General features: G+C 60.0%; 22 protein-coding genes. 8 read left to right on the forward strand and 14 right to left on the reverse strand.

All coding sequences use genetic code 11. From position 1 onward, the window contains the following. Nucleotides 1-21: 21 nt before the first annotated feature. The 12 genes from B0B52_RS19635 to B0B52_RS22615 form a co-directional block, all read right to left on the reverse strand. Nucleotides 22-546 carry an isoprenylcysteine carboxylmethyltransferase family protein gene (locus B0B52_RS19635; protein WP_254425779.1) on the reverse strand — a complete coding sequence of 175 codons (525 nt, stop codon included), beginning with the start codon at nt 544-546 and terminating at the stop codon, nt 22-24. 40 nt (nt 547-586) lie between these two features. Next, nucleotides 587-949: a hypothetical protein gene (locus tag B0B52_RS19640; RefSeq protein ID WP_077595363.1), complete on the reverse strand. Its 363-nt coding sequence runs from the start codon at nt 947-949 to the stop codon at nt 587-589. Between the two features lie 107 nt (nt 950-1,056). Further along, complete coding sequence (locus B0B52_RS19645) at nt 1,057-1,464, reverse strand: GNAT family N-acetyltransferase (protein WP_077595364.1); 408 nt, start codon at nt 1,462-1,464, stop codon at nt 1,057-1,059. A 31-nt stretch (nt 1,465-1,495) separates the two neighbouring features. Then, nucleotides 1,496-1,825, reverse strand: coding sequence for a TfoX/Sxy family protein (locus tag B0B52_RS19650; RefSeq protein WP_077595365.1), 330 nt, complete (start codon nt 1,823-1,825; stop codon nt 1,496-1,498). 44 nt (nt 1,826-1,869) lie between these two features. Beyond that, nucleotides 1,870-2,427, reverse strand: coding sequence for an NADPH-dependent FMN reductase (locus tag B0B52_RS19655; RefSeq protein ID WP_077595366.1), 558 nt, complete (start codon nt 2,425-2,427; stop codon nt 1,870-1,872). A gap of 66 nt (nt 2,428-2,493) precedes the next feature. Beyond that, nucleotides 2,494-3,018 (reverse strand): Rossmann fold nucleotide-binding protein, encoded by a 525-nt coding sequence (locus B0B52_RS19660; RefSeq protein ID WP_077595367.1) that lies wholly within the window; start codon nt 3,016-3,018, stop codon nt 2,494-2,496. Nucleotides 3,019-3,082: 64 nt separating this feature from the next. Continuing rightward, nucleotides 3,083-3,508 (reverse strand): N-acetyltransferase, encoded by a 426-nt coding sequence (locus B0B52_RS19665; RefSeq protein WP_077595368.1) that lies wholly within the window; start codon nt 3,506-3,508, stop codon nt 3,083-3,085. Nucleotides 3,509-4,293: 785 nt separating this feature from the next. Continuing rightward, on the reverse strand, nt 4,294-4,605 hold the full coding sequence (locus tag B0B52_RS19675; RefSeq protein ID WP_139352026.1) for a hypothetical protein: 312 nt from the start codon (nt 4,603-4,605) through the stop codon (nt 4,294-4,296). An 87-nt stretch (nt 4,606-4,692) separates the two neighbouring features. After that, a complete protein-coding gene (locus tag B0B52_RS19680) occupies nt 4,693-4,992 on the reverse strand; it encodes an HAD family hydrolase (protein ID WP_077595371.1) in 300 nt (99 codons plus the stop codon). 12 nt (nt 4,993-5,004) lie between these two features. Then, a complete protein-coding gene (locus B0B52_RS22855; RefSeq protein WP_371327417.1) occupies nt 5,005-5,463 on the reverse strand; it encodes a pentapeptide repeat-containing protein in 459 nt (152 codons plus the stop codon). Between the two features lie 50 nt (nt 5,464-5,513). Further along, nucleotides 5,514-6,371 (reverse strand): hypothetical protein, encoded by an 858-nt coding sequence (locus B0B52_RS19690; protein ID WP_139352028.1) that lies wholly within the window; start codon nt 6,369-6,371, stop codon nt 5,514-5,516. Nucleotides 6,372-6,566: 195 nt separating this feature from the next. Continuing rightward, nucleotides 6,567-6,875: a hypothetical protein gene (locus B0B52_RS22615; RefSeq protein ID WP_077595374.1), complete on the reverse strand. Its 309-nt coding sequence runs from the start codon at nt 6,873-6,875 to the stop codon at nt 6,567-6,569. A gap of 256 nt (nt 6,876-7,131) precedes the next feature. Here B0B52_RS22615 and B0B52_RS19700 point away from each other — a divergent pair, with 256 nt between their 5' ends. After that, on the forward strand, nt 7,132-8,136 hold the full coding sequence (locus B0B52_RS19700; RefSeq protein WP_077595609.1) for a succinylglutamate desuccinylase/aspartoacylase family protein: 1,005 nt from the start codon (nt 7,132-7,134) through the stop codon (nt 8,134-8,136). Between the two features lie 48 nt (nt 8,137-8,184). On the opposite strand, the gene msrA is transcribed toward B0B52_RS19700, so the two are convergent. Beyond that, entirely contained in the window at nt 8,185-8,745 is a 561-nt protein-coding gene (gene msrA, locus B0B52_RS19705) for a peptide-methionine (S)-S-oxide reductase MsrA (RefSeq protein ID WP_077595375.1), read from the reverse strand. A gap of 196 nt (nt 8,746-8,941) precedes the next feature. On the opposite strand from msrA, the gene B0B52_RS19710 reads away from it, so the two are divergent. The 7 genes from B0B52_RS19710 (at nt 8,942) to B0B52_RS19740 (ending at nt 17,418) form a co-directional block, all read left to right on the forward strand. Further along, entirely contained in the window at nt 8,942-9,715 is a 774-nt protein-coding gene (locus B0B52_RS19710) for a YdcF family protein (protein WP_077595376.1), read from the forward strand. A 102-nt stretch (nt 9,716-9,817) separates the two neighbouring features. Next, nucleotides 9,818-10,504, forward strand: a complete 687-nt coding sequence (locus B0B52_RS19715; protein WP_077595377.1) for a TetR/AcrR family transcriptional regulator — start codon at nt 9,818-9,820, stop codon at nt 10,502-10,504. Beyond that, complete coding sequence (locus B0B52_RS19720; RefSeq protein ID WP_077595378.1) at nt 10,501-11,715, forward strand: efflux RND transporter periplasmic adaptor subunit; 1,215 nt, start codon at nt 10,501-10,503, stop codon at nt 11,713-11,715. The genes B0B52_RS19715 and B0B52_RS19720 overlap by 4 nt, the downstream gene beginning before the upstream one ends. 6 nt (nt 11,716-11,721) lie before the next feature. Continuing rightward, on the forward strand, nt 11,722-14,934 hold the full coding sequence (locus B0B52_RS19725; protein WP_077595379.1) for an efflux RND transporter permease subunit: 3,213 nt from the start codon (nt 11,722-11,724) through the stop codon (nt 14,932-14,934). Nucleotides 14,935-14,968: 34 nt separating this feature from the next. Continuing rightward, on the forward strand, nt 14,969-15,652 hold the full coding sequence (locus B0B52_RS19730) for a protein-L-isoaspartate O-methyltransferase (RefSeq protein WP_077595380.1): 684 nt from the start codon (nt 14,969-14,971) through the stop codon (nt 15,650-15,652). Nucleotides 15,653-15,664: 12 nt separating this feature from the next. Beyond that, nucleotides 15,665-16,021, forward strand: coding sequence for a rhodanese-like domain-containing protein (locus tag B0B52_RS19735; protein ID WP_077595381.1), 357 nt, complete (start codon nt 15,665-15,667; stop codon nt 16,019-16,021). A 53-nt stretch (nt 16,022-16,074) separates the two neighbouring features. Then, nucleotides 16,075-17,418, forward strand: a complete 1,344-nt coding sequence (locus B0B52_RS19740) for a TolC family outer membrane protein (protein WP_077595382.1) — start codon at nt 16,075-16,077, stop codon at nt 17,416-17,418. Nucleotides 17,419-17,549: 131 nt separating this feature from the next. Here B0B52_RS19740 and B0B52_RS19745 read toward each other — a convergent pair whose 3' ends face one another. Then, entirely contained in the window at nt 17,550-17,969 is a 420-nt protein-coding gene (locus B0B52_RS19745; RefSeq protein ID WP_077595383.1) for a RidA family protein, read from the reverse strand. Between the last annotated feature and the right edge of the window lies 1 nt (nt 17,970).

The following is a 17,970-nucleotide window of genomic DNA, read 5'->3' on the forward strand; positions in this document are numbered from 1 at the left end:
CGGAGGCCTGGCATGAAGGCGTCACACCCAACGACGCACCCGTGTTTTATAAGCCGCATAGTCCGCACCAAAGAGCGAAGACAGCATGCGCTCTTCCGGGTCAATCTGGAAGCGGTTGATGTACACCACATAAAGAAACAGGAAAACCAGCGCCGGCGGGCTGGCCAGGAAAGCCGCCCACCCCAGCAGGGTCAGCAGCAGGCCCACGTACATGGGGTTGCGCGTGAAACGATAAATACCGCCGGTCACCAGCGCCGATGAAGCGTCTGGCTTGAACGGATTGATGGTTGTTTTGGCTCGGCGGAATGAAACGATGCCGGAGATGCTGATGCCTTGACCGATAAACAGCAAAGCCAGCGCTGCGCCCAGGCGATAGCCCAGCGGTATCGGGATGAAACCAAACAAAATGGATGTGAGCCACATGAGCAGCGCAATGGCCAGCGCCACTGCCGGCGGGGGGATTTTGAGTTCGAGTGTGGTCATGGCAGCGGGGGTGGAAAAGTCAATGGTAAAGCTCAACGGCTGCAGGCTGCGCGGACGGTCCATCAAACTTGCAGCAACCGCCGCTCTAACCGCAGGTCACGGGCTACATGCCCCAGGAAAAGCGGCCTGAAATTGACCTGTCTCCGATTTTCAGCACGCCGGCATCTTTTCTGACGGTGAGCGAAAAGTCTTTAGGGAGAGCCGGATCAGCAGGATTCGTGAAGCGCAGCAACAACACCTTCTGCACGGTGTCGAAGACCTCAACCTTGAGGTGTCGCAAGGGAATCTCCGTACTTCGAACACTACCGGGCGCCGCGAAGCTGAGCCCTGCCACGACTGGCCGGCTGTCGTCGCCCACGACGATGTCCAGCAGGTAGCCTTCGGCCTCGAATGAAACGGCGCTTGTCGCATGGGCGCTAACGCTGGCGCCCAGAGCAAGGACGATTGCAATAAGGTTGGATCGCATGGAGTTGATACCTCATGTTTGACAGGAGACACTGGTACCGGATTTTCAGGCGGCACTTTGAGATGTGAGAACTGTAGACATAGAAGACTTTATCGTGAAGCCAATCGTCATCTCTTGCGTCTGACGACAAAGGCACTATCGACGTGCTCAAAACCAATCGCCGGGTAATACGACATGGCTGTCGGCGCGGCCAACAAGACCAGCAAGACCTCATCCCCAATGATCGCCTGCGTGCGCCGAATCAGCTCCCGGCCAATTCCCTTTCCTTGAAGCGCTTTGTCCACCGCCAGGTCCGACAGATAGCAGCAATAGCTGTAGTCGGTGAGCGACCGGCTTACCCCTACCAGGCGCCCGTCTTGCCACGCAGAAATAACGAGGCTCGGCGCAGCAAACATGCGCGCGATCCGGGGTAGATCAGCCGTTGGCCGCGTAATACCGGAGGCGTCGAAAACACGCGCAACCTCGACAGGATCCAGTGGGTAGTTATGACGGTACTCGATGGTGCTTTCTGACATGGCGTTCTCGAAAAGACGATTGAGATGAGTGCTATTTTGGAGGCAACGAGTTAACAAAGCGAAGCGCTGAAGTGATGAGTTTGCGACGCATTTCATCGTCTCCATACACACGCGCATCGGCGCGAACCCAACCATGCATGCGTTTGCCGCGAGAAAGCATGGGCTCCACGCCTGCAATTGCAAGCGCCCAGTCGTCGTTGCCCTTGCCCAGCCGCACAAGCATTCCGTCCTCCCGCGCTCCGCAGAGCAGGTTCCCCCCAAGTAGCCATGCCCAGCCGCCAAACATGGCCTTGTTCGTGATGCCGGGTGTTGACCGGAGTTCGTCATCAACCAGCTCTTCCAATCCTTTATCTCGCGCCATAATTTTTTGACCTGTTGCGTTAGCGAAATGACACCGGCGTCGCGCTACGGGAGTGGAGATGCGGGCCCCTGCCCTGGCTGGCCCCGCACCACTGCGTCACGCAACGCCAGAAGCGAGCCCCTGATGGCGGAGGAGATCATGGGATCCTGGACCATGCCTTCCTCAGTGAGATGAGCGCCGAGCAGTGGAATACTGACGGAAGCGGCCTCCACAATAACAGCGGACATTGTCTTGAGTGTTTCGCGAAGCGCCACATCGGCATGGTGAGCGCGTGGCGAAGCGTTGAGCACCGCGACATGCTTGTAAACAAAAGGCTCGAAGCCCACCAACCAGTCGAGTGTGTTCTTGATTGAACCGGTGACGCCGTGAGCGTACTCGGGGCTTGCGAACAGCAGTGCGTCTGAGGCTGCGACAGCAGCATGCAATGCACTCACCTGCGGTGGCAGCTGCGTTTCGAGATCGGGATTGAAAAGAGGCAATCCGCCCACGCCAGGAAAGACGGTGAGAGTGACTTCCGGCGGCGCCAAACGCATTGCCACGCGAAGCAGCGCGGAATTGATGGAGGCTGCACGCAGGCTGCCGGATATGCCCAAGACTCTCATGGAGCCCTACGTTCGACGTCAACGGCGCTTGGCATAGACAAAAAAGACCTGCCTTTGCGGAAGAGGTCAGGCCGCACTTTTGACCAACCCAAGACTGCGGAGATTTGCCTCCAGTTCAGCGACAGTGCGCCAAGGAAGGATGGGGGAGTTCGCCCGCTCGTCAGGAGGATTGGACGGCAGCTCATCAGACCACCCGCCGCAACCGACCAGGGGAAGCAGCGGCCGCTTGTGGAGCCAAGCCAGGTGAACCTCCGATTTGGTGCCCGCACGGCCACCGATGACGATGCAAGCATCGCCGGCAAGAGCCATCAAGAGATTGCGGGCATCCCCCATGCCACATGGCAGAACAACAGTGGCCGGCCAATCCGGCGGAGGCATCTGATCGGGGGGCACGATGCTAAGCACCAGACCGTTTGCCTGAATTGCGCGCTCGGCAGCAACTCTGGTTGCCGGACTGCCACACCCGCTCACAACAGTGATGGCCAGTCTGGCCAGCGCTTCACCGGCCTCACCAGCGAGCTCGTAGGCGCGGGAACCGGGCTCAGCGCTGCCGAGTACACAAACTTGGGGTTTTCTGTGAGAAATAATCATGGTGAAGGGGGCGGTGCGGTCTGACGAACAATGTACCCTGACGGCGCGGGCGCAGCCGCTTGCGTCATAGCACCTTCCTGAAAAAAGCCAAGTAATACGTGCCAACGTAGTTGTCCACTCGACTTACTTCTGTGTAGCCCTGTTTTCGGTAAAAGTCAGGGGCTTGCCATTCAAAAGTTTCGACGCCAACGTTCTTGGCGCCCAGCTCACCCGCCTGTGCTTCGGCTTCAGCGAGGAGCATGCTCCCTACGCCGCTCCGCTGGAATGCCTCTTCAACCCAAAGAAACTCGACTCGCAACCAATGCATGACGACAAGCCCCCGAATGCCGCCTATCGCGTTGCCATGCGCATCCTTCGCGTTCAGCCAGATTGGCGTGGACTCGGGGTACTCACCGATGTGGCGGTAGTTGAATTCGCGCAGCCGCCGCCCTAGCGGCAATCCCAAACGAACTTCTTCGTCGTCAGGTGTGTAGATCGTCGTGGATGTCATACGGAATAACGTTCAGCGCTAGGAGATCGGTCGTTGAAAGGTATTGCGCGGCCTAGTGAAGATGACCGGACCACAACCACTTGCGGCGAAGCCGCCTCCTGCAGGTTTGGGTCCGCGTCGATTGACATGTCAGGCAGCGACCCCGTGTTTCTCATATTAGTAGCCCAGGCAACTCTGTTTAGTCTGGTAGTCATACGCGGCTCGACTTTCGAACTGGTGCGCGAAGGCTGCCCCAGGCGGAAGCGGGACACGGTTATACGCCCAGTCCCTTTTAACAGCGCCGGGCACCATCGGCCTTTTGGTGTTCCAACACCAATCCAGAAGCTCCTTACTTTCCCGGATCATCACGCTTGCCCCAACCTTCGGAATCAGCAGGTCAACATGCCTGTCGCTGTAGCCGAAGCAAGTCATTGCACACGCACCAACCTCTTGGATCGGAATACTCACCGGCCGAGTGAATGGTGCCGACACCTCTATCTCCACCGCCCCCGGAGAGAGATAGATGGACGCGATCCCTCGATACGATTCTGCACCGGGGTTCCGTTGGCTAATGAGCACGATCGTATCCGCCGGCAGACGGGAGGCGCCGCCGATCTTAGATGTACCGAATGCGCCTTCTAAGTCGGAGTACGTCTTCCCGCAACCGACGAGAAGCAGAATGCCCACGAGTGCAACTACGTACCGCATCGCTGTCTAACGTAAAAATGACCGGACCACCACCGTTCGCGGCAAAGCCGCCTCATGCAGGTGTGGGTCCGTGTCAATTGACATGTTAACGCTCGCCCTCACAACCTAGCTCCAAAGACAGCCATGGCCAAATAGGCGAGTGCTGGCACAGAAAGAGCGAACTTAAACGCGCGGCGCGGCCCCACCAGTTGAGCAAGTAAGCCGAGCGCAATGCCTCCAAGGGCAAGCCATAGGCCCACGAACGCGCCACCGAACATGGCCGTCGCGCTCTCGCTAAAGCCCGGACCCACGTTGGGTCTCGGGATGTCAGGCAGTTCGAGGCTGCGCTTGTACCCACCAACAAAGGACAGGAACGCCAAAACTCCGAACGCAAATGACACCCAGGCTGCAACGATAGTGGCACGACGCATGGTGAGAGTTAACGTAGAAATGACCGGACCACAACACTGTGCGGCGAAGCCGCCTTTTGCCGTTGTGGGTCCGCGTCGATTGGCATGTTAAACATTCTCGGCCTGTGACGGATACAGATGTTTGCAAAACCGCCACTCATGGACGGGTTGGTCGTCAATGTAAACCGTGGGCTTGGGCAGGAAGCCTTCGAAGCAATCGGTAATACCCAGCTCGAACGCCGTAGTCTTGCAGTATTCGGCACCGCCCGAACTCCATAGGTACAAAGTTGCGCCGTCTGACTTAAGCCGCCTCACTTGCGCAATCACTGCCGGCATTGGGATGCGCTTAACGCCGACAGACCGAACCATCGTGTCGTCAATATCGACAAAAATTACTTGCTGTGTCATAGATGTTTAACATTAGAACGCATCTTTGAACACATGTTCAATTCCTCGTGTGCCACTCTGGCTGCAGGAGTACCACCGAGTGTCGTTGAATGAACAGCTGCCGCCAAGATTATCTGTCGTGAAGTGACACCGAACGAACTCACACTCGACGAACTTGCAGCCTGCAAACGACGTCCCGCGGAATGTGCAGTCGGTGAACTTGACACCGACGAAGACTGCCATGTTGAACAGGCCCCAGTACCACTCACAATGCGCGAACTTACAGCTGAGAAACGCAGAGTCAATGCTGCCGCCTTCTTCATTGAGTCCCGTAAAGGTGCAATACCAAAAGGAGTTCTCCTCCCATCCTGTTGTGGAGGGAAGCGTCCGGTCGAAGGTTTGTGAGTCAATCTGCACTTGCACTCTAACGTTTGAGCTGAGCGGACCCCGCCGGGTTGGCGCTTGGGCCGCGAGGCCGATGATAGACAGCACGGCCTCGCGGCCCAAGCGCCAAGCCGGTGGAGGTCCGCTCGAGCGAAGGGTTAGGCCTCTCCGCGCCCAACGTAGAGACTCTCGAAGGTTGATGGAATGGCCGCCAGTTCCGCCTGGAGGTACGGCACTTGGGAGATGGATTCCAACCAGGCAAGGTAGACATCTTCTGTGAAGTGCTCTCTAGCCACCGCAAGGGCGCCTTCCCGTGAAGAACGCGGAACGAAGGAGTCGACAGGCTCCGCGCCCGACTGGTCTGAGGTGGCCAACTCGGCCCTCAAGCAATGGGACCATTCCCACCCAACCGATGGATGCGCTTCGATCTGGAGTTCGGACGGCCAGCGGACGATACCGCGAAGGAGTTCGTTAGAGCCGACAAGCCAAACGAGAACCTGGGCACGCCAATGAGGCGAGCGGATGGCGAGCACCGACGCGAACCAACTGGGAACCAACGAGGGTGGCAGGTACTTCAAGCATAGATACATTGATGCGCTGAAGTCGCCGCAGGCATCCCACCAGCACCAGACTTGGTTGGGGTTGTTGTTTGATCGGTGGAGCATGCTACCGACGACAACATCTTCTCCGTTCCAACAGCGCGGATCCATCATGCAGCGGCCCAAGGTGTTCAGTATGTCGCCGTGGAACTCCTTGTATGGCGGTGTGTGAATGCCGTTCGGATAGATGGCCAAGAACCCAGTGATCAGCGATTCAAGCAGGGAACTGACGAAGTTTTCGTGGCTGCGGGGAAGCAACTGACCCAAGAGATAGTGATACCAGTCATGCCACTCGGCGTGAGGTCCGAAGGAACTCGTGCCGGAGGCGATCTCCTGGAGCGGTTCTTGGAGTTCCCAGGCTGTCAGACTCCCGACGTCGCCCATCAATTCGTGGAACATGCGGCGCTCGTCGCCCATGAACCATGCCTCACCCATCGGGGAGCTGGGCTGCCTGAAGTGTGAGCGGAGTCTTGCTAGAGCTGCGGAATCGATCCCGATCCCGGGGTGCCAAGCGAACTGTTGCACTGAGAGGCCTAACGTTGGAGGCAACCGGACCAAAACACTTGCAGCGAAGCCGCCTCCTGCAGTTGCGGGTCCGTGTTGGTCGACCAGTTAAACCGCTTGTTCATACACAAGAAGGTCATCTCGGAACACCTTTGCTTCATGATACGGAAAAATGTGATTTCCGCAGTGTTCAGTGAACACCGCGATGGCCCTCTTCGCTTCGCATACGACAAAGACCGCGTACTTAAACTGGACCGTTGAGCCGTCCATTAACTCAACGCGCAAAGTCCCATGAGGGAACTCAAACCAAGGGCGCACCTTCGCCAGAACATCCGTCTCCGACTTCCCGAAGTAGGCGGCCAACTCCGACACCCATTCGCGTTCGATCTGCTGTGCGTGCGTCGGAACTGGATACATGCGGTTTAACGTAATGTAGACCGCAAGCCCTGCGGTATAACTTGGCTGCTGCGGTATAACCTGGACAGGTTTATCACTGCCAAGTCCTTGTCAGCTAAAGAGTTTCTGCACATTGCGGCTTCCAGTCAGGTCGATAAAATAGACACCAAACACCGCAGATCATAGGCGTGAAACCGGCGCACTTCCATCCTGCAAATGCAGGAGTATCCGGATAAATAACGCCAGCCACGTGCAGGCGCCACACCAAACAATCATCATGAACAACAAACCCAAGACGGAAACACCTGCCGTTTCCCGGCCCCGCCCCACCCACCTCCACACTCACACCTTCCACGGCCTGGCACCGGGCCCGAAGCTTCTGGTTCTGGGCGCCGTTCACGGCAACGAAGTGTGCGGCGCAAAAGCCATCACGCAACTGCTGCAAGACATCGACAACGGCCAGCTCAGCATCGAACGCGGCACGGTGACCTTTGTGCCCGTCACCAACCCGTTGGCCTACCAGCTCAAGCAGCGCACCGGTGACCGCAACCTGAACCGCAACATGGCGCCAAGTGCGATTCCGCAGGATTTTGAGGACCGCATCGCCAATGTGTTGTGTCCGCTGCTGGATGCGCATGATGTGTTGCTGGACCTGCACTCTTTCCATACCGGTGGCAGTCCGTTTGTGATGATTGGCCCGCAGAACAACAGCGGCTCTCTCGAACCCTTCAACAAAGCTGTAGAAGAAATGCAGCTGGCCCTGTGCACCGGTGCGCCGCGCATTGTGGAAGGCTGGCTGGACACTTATGCGCGCGGTGTGCAGCGGCGTGCTGCGGTTCCGGTGCCCGCTGGCTCGGCGCGTGCGCAGACGCTGGTGACCAACCCGAACTACGGCGTGGGCACCACCGAATACATGCGTTCACGCGGTGGCTACGGCGTAACGCTGGAATGTGGCCAGCATGACGATCCGCAGGGCGCGCAGGTGGCGCGGCATGCGATTTTGCAGACGCTGGCGTTGTTGGGCATGGTGTCGCAGCCGGTGGAAACCTCAACTACCGAGCGCGAGATTTTGCGCCTGGTGGATGTGACGGACCGTGAACACGCAGGCGACAGCTTCACGCGCGAGTGGCGCAGCTTTGATGCGGTGAAAGCCGGCGAGGTGATTGGCACACGCTACAGCGGTGCCGAGGTGAAGGCGCCGCATGACGGCTTTGTGGTGTTCCCCAACCCGCGCGCCGAGCCAGGGCAAGAATGGTTTTACATGGCGAAGCGACGGCCATAAGGGGCATGGATCCCGGATCAAGTCCGGGATGACGGCAAGGCCGCGCGTTCACGCCTTGGCGTACTCCGAAAACGTCTTGCGAAACTTCGCCACCTTGGGGCCGGCCACCGCCATGCAATACCCCTGGTTGGGGTTCTTTTCGAAAAAGTCCTGGTGGTACTCCTCAGCCGCTGAGTAGTTAGCCACCGGCAGCACTTCGGTCACCACCGGTTTGCCGAAAAGCTTTTGATCATTCAACTCGCGAACAATGTCCTCGGCCATCTGCTTTTGCTCGGGCGTTGAGTAATAGATACCGCTGCGGTATTGCGTGCCACTGTCGTTGCCCTGGCGATTCAGCGTGGTGGGGTCGTGAATGACAAAGAAGATCTCAAGAATCGCCCGCAGGCTGATCTGCGCCGGGTCATACACCAGCTTGACGACCTCGTTGTGCCCTGTTGTGCCGGTACACACCTGCTCGTAAGTGGGTTTGTTGACGTGGCCGTTGCTGTAGCCCGACTCGACGTCGGTGATACCGCGCACCTGCACAAACACGGCTTCGGTGCACCAGAAGCAGCCGCCGCCCAGGATGATGGTTTCCAGCCCCGCGCCCGTAAACTTGCCTTGTTCCATGAGTCTTCCTTTTCCATTCAGCGATCAAACGCAGATCATCGGGGAAAAATGCCTTGCAACCCGCCAACACCCGGAAAACCCCTTTGAGGGCCCCAAAAGGGCCCGTAGAGGCATTTTGGAAGATTTGTAGTGCCAAATCGGCCATTTGCCCTTATTGTACGGGCGCAAGCAGCTATTAATTTGAGAGCAGATTTCAATGATTCCTTTGGGTGAACTCAAACCGGTTTTGACCACACTGCTGCTGCCGCCGGCTTCCCCGCTGTTGCTGGTGTTCTTCGGGCTGCTGCTGGTGGCCAGAAAAAAAGCCGCCGGGCTGGTGCTGATTTTCCTGGCAGCCGCCGCGCTGTGGCTGCTGAGCTGCCATGGGGTAGCGGTGTGGCTGGCCCACAACCTCCTGCCTCAGCACCCGCCGGTGATCGCGGCCGCATTGAAGACCGGCGGTGTGCAGGCCATTGTGGTGCTGGGCGGTGGCGTGCACCCGGTGGCGCCGGAATATGGCGAGCCGCAGGCCTCGCCGGCGGCGGCAATGCGCCTGCGTTATGGCGTCTGGCTGTCAAGGCAAAGCGGGCTGCCGGTGGCTTTTGCCGGTGGGCTGGGCTGGGGCGCGGCCGACGGGCAGGTCATCAGCGAGGGCGAAGTCGCGCGGCGCGCGGCCCAGCAAGACTACGGGCTGGCCTTGCGCTGGGTCGACACCCAGTCGCGCGACACGATGGAAAACGCCCAGTTCCTGAAACCGTTGATGGAAAAAGACAAAGTGCTGCGAATTGCCCTGGTGACTCACGCCTGGCACATGCCGCGCTCGGTGCGCGCTTTTGAGCGGGCTGGCTTTATCGTCACACCCGCACCTATGGGCTTTGTATTGCCCAGCCGCAATGGCGTGTTGCTATGGACACCTTCAACCGACGGACTGAGCACTTCTCAGCTCATATTGAAGGAGTGGCTGGGCCTGCTCGTCCAGCGCTTTACCTGAGCTTTACCCGGCCGCAAGCCCTGCCCAAGCTGCCCACAGGATAGTGGCGGCTTGACGGACAAGTGGCGAATCGCTACATTACTAACCAGTCAGTCAGTAAAAATGTCCATTTCCAAATTCATCTCCGCCCAAACAGCCACGCTGTCCGCCAAACGCGAGCGCCGCAAAGAGGCTCGCCCGGGCGAACTGCTGGACGCCGCGCTGGACCTTTTTGTTGAAAAAGGCTTTGCCGGCACGCGCGCCGAAGAAGTGGCCGCTCGCGCCGGTGTGTCCAAAGGCACGCTGTTTCTTTACTTCCAGAGCAAGGAAGAGCTGTTCAAAGCCGTGGTGCGCGAGAACATTTCCGGGCGCTTCAAGGAATGGAACGACGAATTCGAGGCCTTCGAAGGCACCGCCGCCGAAATGCTGGCCTATTGCATGAATGTCTGGTGGGAACGCGTGGGCGCCACCCGGGCTTCCGGCATCACCAAACTGATGATGAGCGAAGCCGGTAACTTTCCGGAAATTGCGGCGTTCTATCAGCAAGAGGTCATCCAGCCTGGGCAGGCGCTGATTCGCCGCATCATGCAGCGCGGCATAGACCGCGGCGAGTTCCGGCCCCTGGACCTGGACTATGCAATTTACAGTGTGATTGCACCCATGATCTTCCTGATCCTCTCCAAACACTCCACCGGCACCTGCGGAGACCCCAGCCTGCCGGGCAATGCTGAAAAATACGTCACTACCCAGGTAGACACCATTCTTCGCGGAATCTGTGTCGCCCCCTCCCCCACCAAGGCGCAAAAATGAAACGCTGGATCAAATGGGTCATCGTCGCTGCTGTTCTGCTGGTGCTGGCCACCGCTGTGTTGGGTGCGCTTTCTGCGCGCAAAAACCAGCAGGCCGCGTTGGCCGCCGCCACGGCCACCAAAGCGCAAATGCTGATAGAACTGGCCGCCACAGATGTTGTGCAGGCAAAGACCATGGAGCTCAGCCAGGGCCTGCCGGTGTCGGGTGCGCTCAAGGCCGTCAACTCGGCTTTCGTGAAGGCCAGGGTGGCCGGCGAGCTGCAGGGCTTGACGGTGCGCGAAGGCGACTCCGTCAAGGCCGGCCAGGTGCTGGCGCGCATTGATGCCAGCGAGTACAAGTCACGCGTGCAGCAGGCCCAGGAACAGGCCGACTCGGCCAAGGCGCAAGCCGAAGTGGTGCAGCGCCAGTACGACAACAACAAGGCGCTGGTTGACCAGGGCTTTATCTCCAAAACAGCACTCGACACCTCGCTGGCCAACCTGAATGCGGCCAAATCCACCCACAAGGCGGCCTTGGCCGCGGCCGACGTGGCCAAAAAATCGCTGGACGACACGGTGCTGCGCGCCCCGCTGACAGGCCAGGTTGCGCAGCGCCTGGCCCAGCCTGGTGAACGCGTGGGTGTGGACGCCAAGGTGCTTGAAATTGTGGACCTGAGCCGGCTTGAGCTCGAGGCCAGCCTGAGCGCAGCCGACGCGCTGGCAGTGCGGCCCGGCCAGACCGCCGTGCTGCAGATTGAAGGCAGCAAACAAACCGTCAATGCCACCGTGGCCCGCGTCAACCCCAGTGCCCAGGGCGGCAGCCGCAGCGTGCTGGTTTACCTGAGCGTGGACAACCCTGACGGCCAGACCGGTCTGCGACAAGGCCTGTTTGCGCAAGGCACGCTGGGCACCACTCGCGTTTCTGCGCTGGCCGTGCCGCTGAGCGCGGTGCGCACCGACAAGCCCGCGCCTTATGTGCAAGTGGTCGAGAACAACCAGGTGGCGCACAAGCCGGTGGAGCCGGGCATGCGTGCCAGCAGCGCCAATGGCGGCAGCGCCATGGTGGCCGTCAAGGGCCTGGCCGAAAACACGGTCGTCATCACCGGCTCGGTGGGCGCCCTGCGCGAAGGCACGGCAGTGAAGTTCACGCAGCCACCCGCATGGGCTGCCCAGGCCTCCGCGCCTGCCGCTGCGCCCGCAGTGTCAGCCTCTTCCGCCAAAACTGCTCCTTAAGCTGGTATGTGGTTCACCCAAGTCAGCCTGAAAAATCCGGTCTTCGCGACCATGGTCATGTTGGCCATTGTTGTGCTGGGCATGTTCTCTTACCAGCGCCTGCAGGTAGACCAGTTCCCCAACGTCGACTTTCCGGTGGTGGTGGTCACCACCGAATACCCCGGCGCTTCACCCGAAATTGTTGAAAGCGAAGTCACCAAAAAAATTGAGGAAGGCGTCAACTCGATCGCCGGCATCAACGCCCTGACCTCGCGCAGCTACGAAGGCCAGTCGGTCGTCATCATCGAGTTTCAGTTGCACATCGACGGGCGCAAGGCAGCCGAAGACGTGCGCGAAAAAATTGCCTCGCTGCGGCCGCTGCTGCGCGATGAAGTGAAAGAGCCGCGCGTGTTGCGTTTTGACCCCGCCAGCCGCTCCATCTGGTCGGTGGCCGTGTTGCCAGCGCCCGCCCCCGCAACCGGCAAGGCCCCGGCAGTTCCCACCGCCGTGGAGCTGACCAACTGGGCCGACCAGGTGCTGAAAAAGCGCCTGGAAAACGTGCGCGGTGTCGGCTCGGTCAACCTGGTGGGCGGCAGCAAGCGCGAGATCAACATCTACCTGAACCCGCAGGCCATGGAAGCGCTGGGCATCACCGCTGACCAGGTAGCCAGCGCGGTACGCAACGAAAACCAGGACTTGCCGGTGGGCGCCATCCGATCGCTGGCCCAGGAGCGCGTGGTCAAGATCGATGCCCGCATGAAGAGGCCCGAAGACTTCGGCAAGATCATCGTCGCGCGCAAGGCCGGCTCCGGCGGCGGCGCAGCTGTCACTGTCGACCAGGTCGCCACCATTCGCGACGGCTCGCAGGAAATCGACAGCCTGGCGCTGTACAACGGCCAGCGCACGCTGCTGTTAACGGTGCAAAAGGCCCAGGGCGAAAACACCATCGCGGTGGTAGACGGGCTGAACCAGGCGGTCAAAGACCTGCAGGCACTGCTACCGGCGGGCACACGGCTGGAGCCAATTGGCGACGGCTCGCGCCCGATTCGCGTCGCGGTTGAAAACGTGCGCCGCACCCTGATTGAAGGCGCGCTGCTGACCATCCTCATCGTCTTCCTGTTCCTGAACTCATGGCGCTCCACGGTGATCACCGGCCTGACCCTGCCGATCTCCATCATCGGTACCTTTTTGTTCATGAACATGTTCGGCTTCACCATCAACATGATCACGCTGATGGCGCTGAGTTTGTGCGTGGGCCTGTTGATCGACGACGCGATTGTTGTGCGCGAGAACATCGTGCGCCACGTGCAGATGGGCAAGGCGCCCTACCAGGCCGCCATGGAAGGCACGCAGGAAATCGGCCTGGCGGTGCTGGCCACCACCTTCTCCATCGTTGCGGTGTTTTTGCCCATCGGTTTCATGGGCGGCATCATCGGCAAGTTTTTCCATGAGTTCGGCATCACCATTGTTGCGGCGGTGCTGATCTCGATGTTTGTCAGCTTCACGCTGGACCCGATGCTGTCGAGCATCTGGCACGACCCGAGCATTCATGCGCACGGTGAGCACGGCAAGCCGGTCACTTTCTACGACAGAACCATTGGCCGCGTCACCGCCTGGTTTGAGCGCGCAACCGACTCGCTGGCTGAAACCTACCAACGCATCCTGCGCTGGTCGCTGTTGCACAAGCTGGCCACCGTGGGCCTGGCGCTGGTAATTTTTGTGACCAGTATTTTCATGGTGCCCCTGCTGGGCACCGAGTTTGTGCCCAAGGCCGACTTCTCGGAAACCTCTCTGAATTTCTACACGCCGGTCGGCTCTTCATTGGAAGCAACCGAAGCCAAAACCCGCCAGGTGGAAACCATCCTGCGCGAGTTTCCTGAAGTGAAGTTCACGCTGTCAACCATCAACACCGGCAATGCGCAGGGCAAAATGTACGCCAGCATTTACGTTCGGCTGGTCGACCGCAAAGCCCGGGCCCGCAACGTGGACGAAATGTCCGGCGTGCTGCGCGAACGGCTCAAGCAGGTGCCGGGCATCACCGTCACCCACGTCGGCTTGCTGGACGCGGTGGGCGGCAACAAGCAGGTCGAGTTTTCGCTGCAAGGCGCCGACCTCAAGGAACTGGAGCGCCTGACGCGCCTGGTCATGGAAAAAATCAGCGGCATCCCCGGCTTGGTGGACCTGGACTCCAGCCTCAAGGCCGACAAGCCGACCATCGAAGTGGACGTCAAGCGCGATGCCGCGTCCGACCTCGGCCTGTCGGTGTCGCAGATTGCCACGCCGCTGCGTACCCTGGTGGCCGGGCAAACGGTGGGCAACTGGCGTGCACCCGACGACCAGACCTATGACGTGAACGTGCGCCTGGCGCCCGATGCCCGCAACACTCCGCAAGATCTGGAGCGCCTGCCTTTCATCAGCACCGTCATTGGCAGCAACGCCGACGGCTCGGCACGCACCGTGCGCCTAAGCCAGGTGGCTACCGTGCGCGAAGCCACCGGTCCCAACCAGATCAACCGGCGCGACCTCACGCGTGAAGTCGCCATCAATGCCAACGTGTACAACCGCTCGGCGGGCGAAGTTTCGGGCGACATCCGCAAGGCGCTGGAAAGCATCAACTTCCCGCCCGGATACCGCTTCCAGTTCGGCGGTTCGACCAAAAACATGGCCGAATCGTTTGGCTACGCCATCTCGGCCCTGGTCATGGCCATTTTGTTCATCTACATGATTCTGGCCAGCCAGTTCAAAAGCTTCCTGCAGCCGATGGCACTGATGACCTCATTGCCGCTCACGCTGATCGGCGTGGTGCTGGCCTTGCTGCTGTTCCGCTCGACGCTGTCCATGTTTTCCATCATCGGTGTGGTGATGCTGATGGGCCTGGTCACCAAAAACGCGATTTTGCTGGTGGACTTTGCGATTCGCATGCGTGACGAAGGCATGGAACGCAGCGAAGCGCTGCTGATGGCGGCCCGCGTGCGCCTACGTCCCATTTTGATGACCACGCTGGCCATGATCTTCGGCATGATGCCGCTGGCCTTTGCGCTGACAGAAGGCTCCGAGCAGCGCGCACCCATGGGGCAGGCCGTCATCGGCGGTGTGATCACCTCCTCGCTGTTGACCCTGGTGGTGGTGCCCGTGACCTATTGCTACCTGGACGACCTGGCGCAGTGGTTCAAACGCATCTTCACAGGCCGGCGCGCCCAACCGGCTCCGGTGGTTGCCCCAACTAAAATGCTGGGTTGACCCAACACTCCCACCGCTTATTACAGGCCACACCATGAACTACGAACAAGCCCGCTTCAACATGATCGAACAGCAAATCCGTCCCTGGGAAGTGCTGGACAGCCAGGTGCTCTCCCTGCTGGCCCTGGTCAAACGTGAAGACTTCCTGCCTCCGGCCTTACGTGCCATGGCTTTCAGCGACATGGAGATCCCCCTGGGCACCAAGCCTGGCCAGTGCATGCTGGCGCCCAAGGTCGAGGCCCGCATCCTGCAAGACCTGGCAGTGCAAAAGCACGAGAAAGTGCTTGAGATCGGCGCCGGCTCTGGTTACATGGCCGCGCTGCTGGCACACCGCGCGCAGCAGGTCATCACCATGGAAATCGACCCCGACCTGGCCCAGCTGGCCCGGAACAACCTGAAAAAATCCGGCGTGTACAACGCCGAGGTGCGCACCGGTGACGGCGCCGCCAAGCTGGACCAGGCCGTCACGGGCAGCGATCCGCTGGCCGGGCATTTCGATGTGATTGTCCTGAGCGGCTCAGTGGCCGAAGTACCGCCCGCCTTGCTGGCCATGCTCAAACCCGGTGGCCGGCTCAGCGCCATTGTTGGCGATGAGCCCGTAATGCGCGCCACGCTGGTCACGCACGTCGGCAACGGCGCCTTTCGCACCACGCAAGCCTGGGACACGGTTGCGCCGCGCCTGCTCAATTTCCGCGAACCCTCGAAGTTCAACTTCTAAAAAGCGGTCCTGATGATTCAACAGCTCGCCCCTGCCGACTTTGCCGCCTGGCTTGCCAGCCTTCCGGCCGGTACACCCACGCCCATCGTGCTGGACGTGCGCGAGCCATGGGAGCTGCAGACGGCGTCGGTCAAAGCCGAAGGTTTCACGCTGGTGCACATTCCCATGCGTGAAGTCCCTGTCCGGCTTGAAGGGCTGCAAGAAGAATTGCCGGTTGACCAACCTGTCGCCTGCCTGTGCCATCACGGTGCACGCAGCATGCAGGTGGCCAACTACCTTGCACAAAACGGCTTCACGCAAGTGGTCAACCTGCATGGCGGCATCAACGCCTGGTCTCAGCAACGCGACGCCTCGGTGCCGCAGTACTGAACCGCCGAACGCCCAGCCCTCTTCACACCGATTTCATTTTCATCAGGACTTCCATGAAAACACTCTTGCAAAAACCGGCCATGCTGCCCTTGTCCCTTGCCTTGAGTGCCGTGCTTGCGGCCTTTGCACCTGCAGCCCAGGCACAGAACCTGGTGGAGCTGTATCGTTCGGCGCGCGACTACGACGCAACTTACCAGTCGGCACGTTCGCAGTACGACGCCAACCTGGCCAAGGCCGCCCAGGCCAAGGCCGGCATTCTTCCTTCGGCCGGGTTGTCAGCAGGTGCATCACGCACCAACTTTGAAAACACCAACCCGGTGGTTGACCGCAGCTTCAATTCCCAAACAGCCACGGTCAGTGCGTCGCAGCCGCTCTACCGGCCCGGCAACTGGGCCACCTTTGAGCAAGGCAAACGCCAGGTGGATTTATCCAAAGCCCAGCTTGAAGCCGCCGAGCAGGACCTGATCGTTCGCACCACCCAGATCTACTTTGACGTGCTGGCAGCGCAGGACACACTGGCCTTTGTGCGCGCCCAGAAAGCAGCTGTCGGCGAGCAGTTGGCTTCTGCCAAGCGCAACTTTGAAGTTGGCACCTCCACCATCACCGACTCGCGCGAAGCACAAGCCCGTTATGACCTGGTGGTGGCGCAGGAAATCGCCGCCGAAAACGATTTGCGCGTCAAGAAAATCGCGCTCGACCAGCTGGTCGGAAGAACCGAAACCCAGCCGCGGGGCCTGCTGGTTCCCCTGGCACTGCCGCCACTGGTACCCGCCGATGTGAACGCCTGGGTTCAGCAGTCGGAAACCGTACACCCTGCCGTGCGCCAGGCAGAAGCCAACCTCGAAGTCGCCAAGCTGGAAGTCGACAAGGCCGAAGCCGGCCACAAGCCCACGCTCGACCTGACAGCCAGCTACGGCAAACAGCGCAACCCGCAAGGCAGTGCCACCAGCCCGCTGGACACACGCAGCACCAACAGCACGGTCGGCGTGTCGTTCAACCTGCCGCTGTTTGCCGGTTTTGCCACGCAAAACCGCATTCGCGAAACCCTGTCGCTCGAAGACAAGGCCCGCACCGACCTGGAAGGCGCCAAACGCACCGTGGCGCAAAGCACCCGCACCGCCTACTTCGGCGTGCTGTCGGGCCAGGGCCAGGTGAAGGCACTGGAAGCCGCCGAGGCCTCAAGCCAGAGCGCGCTGGACGCCAACAAACTGGGCTACCAGGTGGGCGTGCGCATCAACATCGACGTGCTCAACGCGCAAAGCCAGCTGTTCCAAACCAAGCGTGACCTGGCCAAAGCCCGCTACGACGTGCTGATTGGCGGCCTCAAGCTGCGGCAGGCCAACGGCACGCTGACGCCGGAAGATTTGCTGTTGATCAACTCACTCTTGACACAGTAGTTCGGCGCGAGCGCGCTTCTATTGATAGTTTCGTGATTCTTGACACTTCCCGTTCGGGCTGAGCCTGTCGAAGCCTGTTCCGAGCTTGACGAAGCCCCTTCGACAAGCTCAGGGAGAACGGTAGCGAGTAACTAGCTTTCACTCAACTCCGGAAGCTTCGCAATCACCTTGATCTCGAACTTAAAGCCGTAGAGCCAAGTCACCCCCACCCCTGTTAGCGTTGGGTGTGGCGCATCGCCCCAATAGTCAGGCACCACCTTCCAGACCGTTTCAAAGTTGGCCTCAGGGTCAACGATGAAAACGGTCACGTCCACCACATCTTCAAACGTGCAGCCCGCCGCCTTCAGGACGGCGTTCAGATTGTCGAAAGCAAGCCGGACCTGCGACTCAAGATCCGGCTCGGGCGATCCGTCCTCGCGGCTACCGACCTGTCCTGAAACGAACAGGAAGCCGTTGGACTTCACCGCCGGCGAATAGCGGTTGCGTTCATAAAGCGCCTGGCGCCCTGGTGGAAAAACGACGTCACGCTTTTCATGCTTTGCATTCTTCATG

Source organism: Polaromonas sp. A23 (genome assembly GCF_002001015.1).
In the GTDB taxonomy this organism is placed as follows: Bacteria; Pseudomonadota; Gammaproteobacteria; order Burkholderiales; family Burkholderiaceae_C; genus Polaromonas.

Excerpts from the sequence above, each read along its gene's own strand:
- B0B52_RS19635 (WP_254425779.1), bottom strand. The coding sequence starts at position 546 with ATGGACCGTCCGCGCAGCCTGCAGCCGTTGAGCTTTACCATTGACTTT.
- B0B52_RS19640 (WP_077595363.1), bottom strand. The coding sequence starts at position 949 with ATGCGATCCAACCTTATTGCAATCGTCCTTGCTCTGGGCGCCAGCGTT.
- B0B52_RS19645 (WP_077595364.1), bottom strand. The coding sequence starts at position 1,464 with ATGTCAGAAAGCACCATCGAGTACCGTCATAACTACCCACTGGATCCT.
- B0B52_RS19650 (WP_077595365.1), bottom strand. The coding sequence starts at position 1,825 with ATGGCGCGAGATAAAGGATTGGAAGAGCTGGTTGATGACGAACTCCGG.
- B0B52_RS19655 (WP_077595366.1), bottom strand. The coding sequence starts at position 2,427 with ATGAGAGTCTTGGGCATATCCGGCAGCCTGCGTGCAGCCTCCATCAAT.
- B0B52_RS19660 (WP_077595367.1), bottom strand. The coding sequence starts at position 3,018 with ATGATTATTTCTCACAGAAAACCCCAAGTTTGTGTACTCGGCAGCGCT.
- B0B52_RS19665 (WP_077595368.1), bottom strand. The coding sequence starts at position 3,508 with ATGACATCCACGACGATCTACACACCTGACGACGAAGAAGTTCGTTTG.
- B0B52_RS19675 (WP_139352026.1), bottom strand. The coding sequence starts at position 4,605 with ATGCGTCGTGCCACTATCGTTGCAGCCTGGGTGTCATTTGCGTTCGGA.
- B0B52_RS19680 (WP_077595371.1), bottom strand. The coding sequence starts at position 4,992 with ATGACACAGCAAGTAATTTTTGTCGATATTGACGACACGATGGTTCGG.
- B0B52_RS19690 (WP_139352028.1), bottom strand. The coding sequence starts at position 6,371 with ATGGGCGACGAGCGCCGCATGTTCCACGAATTGATGGGCGACGTCGGG.
- B0B52_RS22615 (WP_077595374.1), bottom strand. The coding sequence starts at position 6,875 with ATGTATCCAGTTCCGACGCACGCACAGCAGATCGAACGCGAATGGGTG.
- B0B52_RS19700 (WP_077595609.1), top strand. The coding sequence starts at position 7,132 with ATGAACAACAAACCCAAGACGGAAACACCTGCCGTTTCCCGGCCCCGC.
- msrA (WP_077595375.1), bottom strand. The coding sequence starts at position 8,745 with ATGGAACAAGGCAAGTTTACGGGCGCGGGGCTGGAAACCATCATCCTG.
- B0B52_RS19710 (WP_077595376.1), top strand. The coding sequence starts at position 8,942 with ATGATTCCTTTGGGTGAACTCAAACCGGTTTTGACCACACTGCTGCTG.
- B0B52_RS19715 (WP_077595377.1), top strand. The coding sequence starts at position 9,818 with ATGTCCATTTCCAAATTCATCTCCGCCCAAACAGCCACGCTGTCCGCC.
- B0B52_RS19720 (WP_077595378.1), top strand. The coding sequence starts at position 10,501 with ATGAAACGCTGGATCAAATGGGTCATCGTCGCTGCTGTTCTGCTGGTG.
- B0B52_RS19725 (WP_077595379.1), top strand. The coding sequence starts at position 11,722 with ATGTGGTTCACCCAAGTCAGCCTGAAAAATCCGGTCTTCGCGACCATG.
- B0B52_RS19730 (WP_077595380.1), top strand. The coding sequence starts at position 14,969 with ATGAACTACGAACAAGCCCGCTTCAACATGATCGAACAGCAAATCCGT.
- B0B52_RS19735 (WP_077595381.1), top strand. The coding sequence starts at position 15,665 with ATGATTCAACAGCTCGCCCCTGCCGACTTTGCCGCCTGGCTTGCCAGC.
- B0B52_RS19740 (WP_077595382.1), top strand. The coding sequence starts at position 16,075 with ATGAAAACACTCTTGCAAAAACCGGCCATGCTGCCCTTGTCCCTTGCC.
- B0B52_RS19745 (WP_077595383.1), bottom strand. The coding sequence starts at position 17,969 with ATGAAGAATGCAAAGCATGAAAAGCGTGACGTCGTTTTTCCACCAGGG.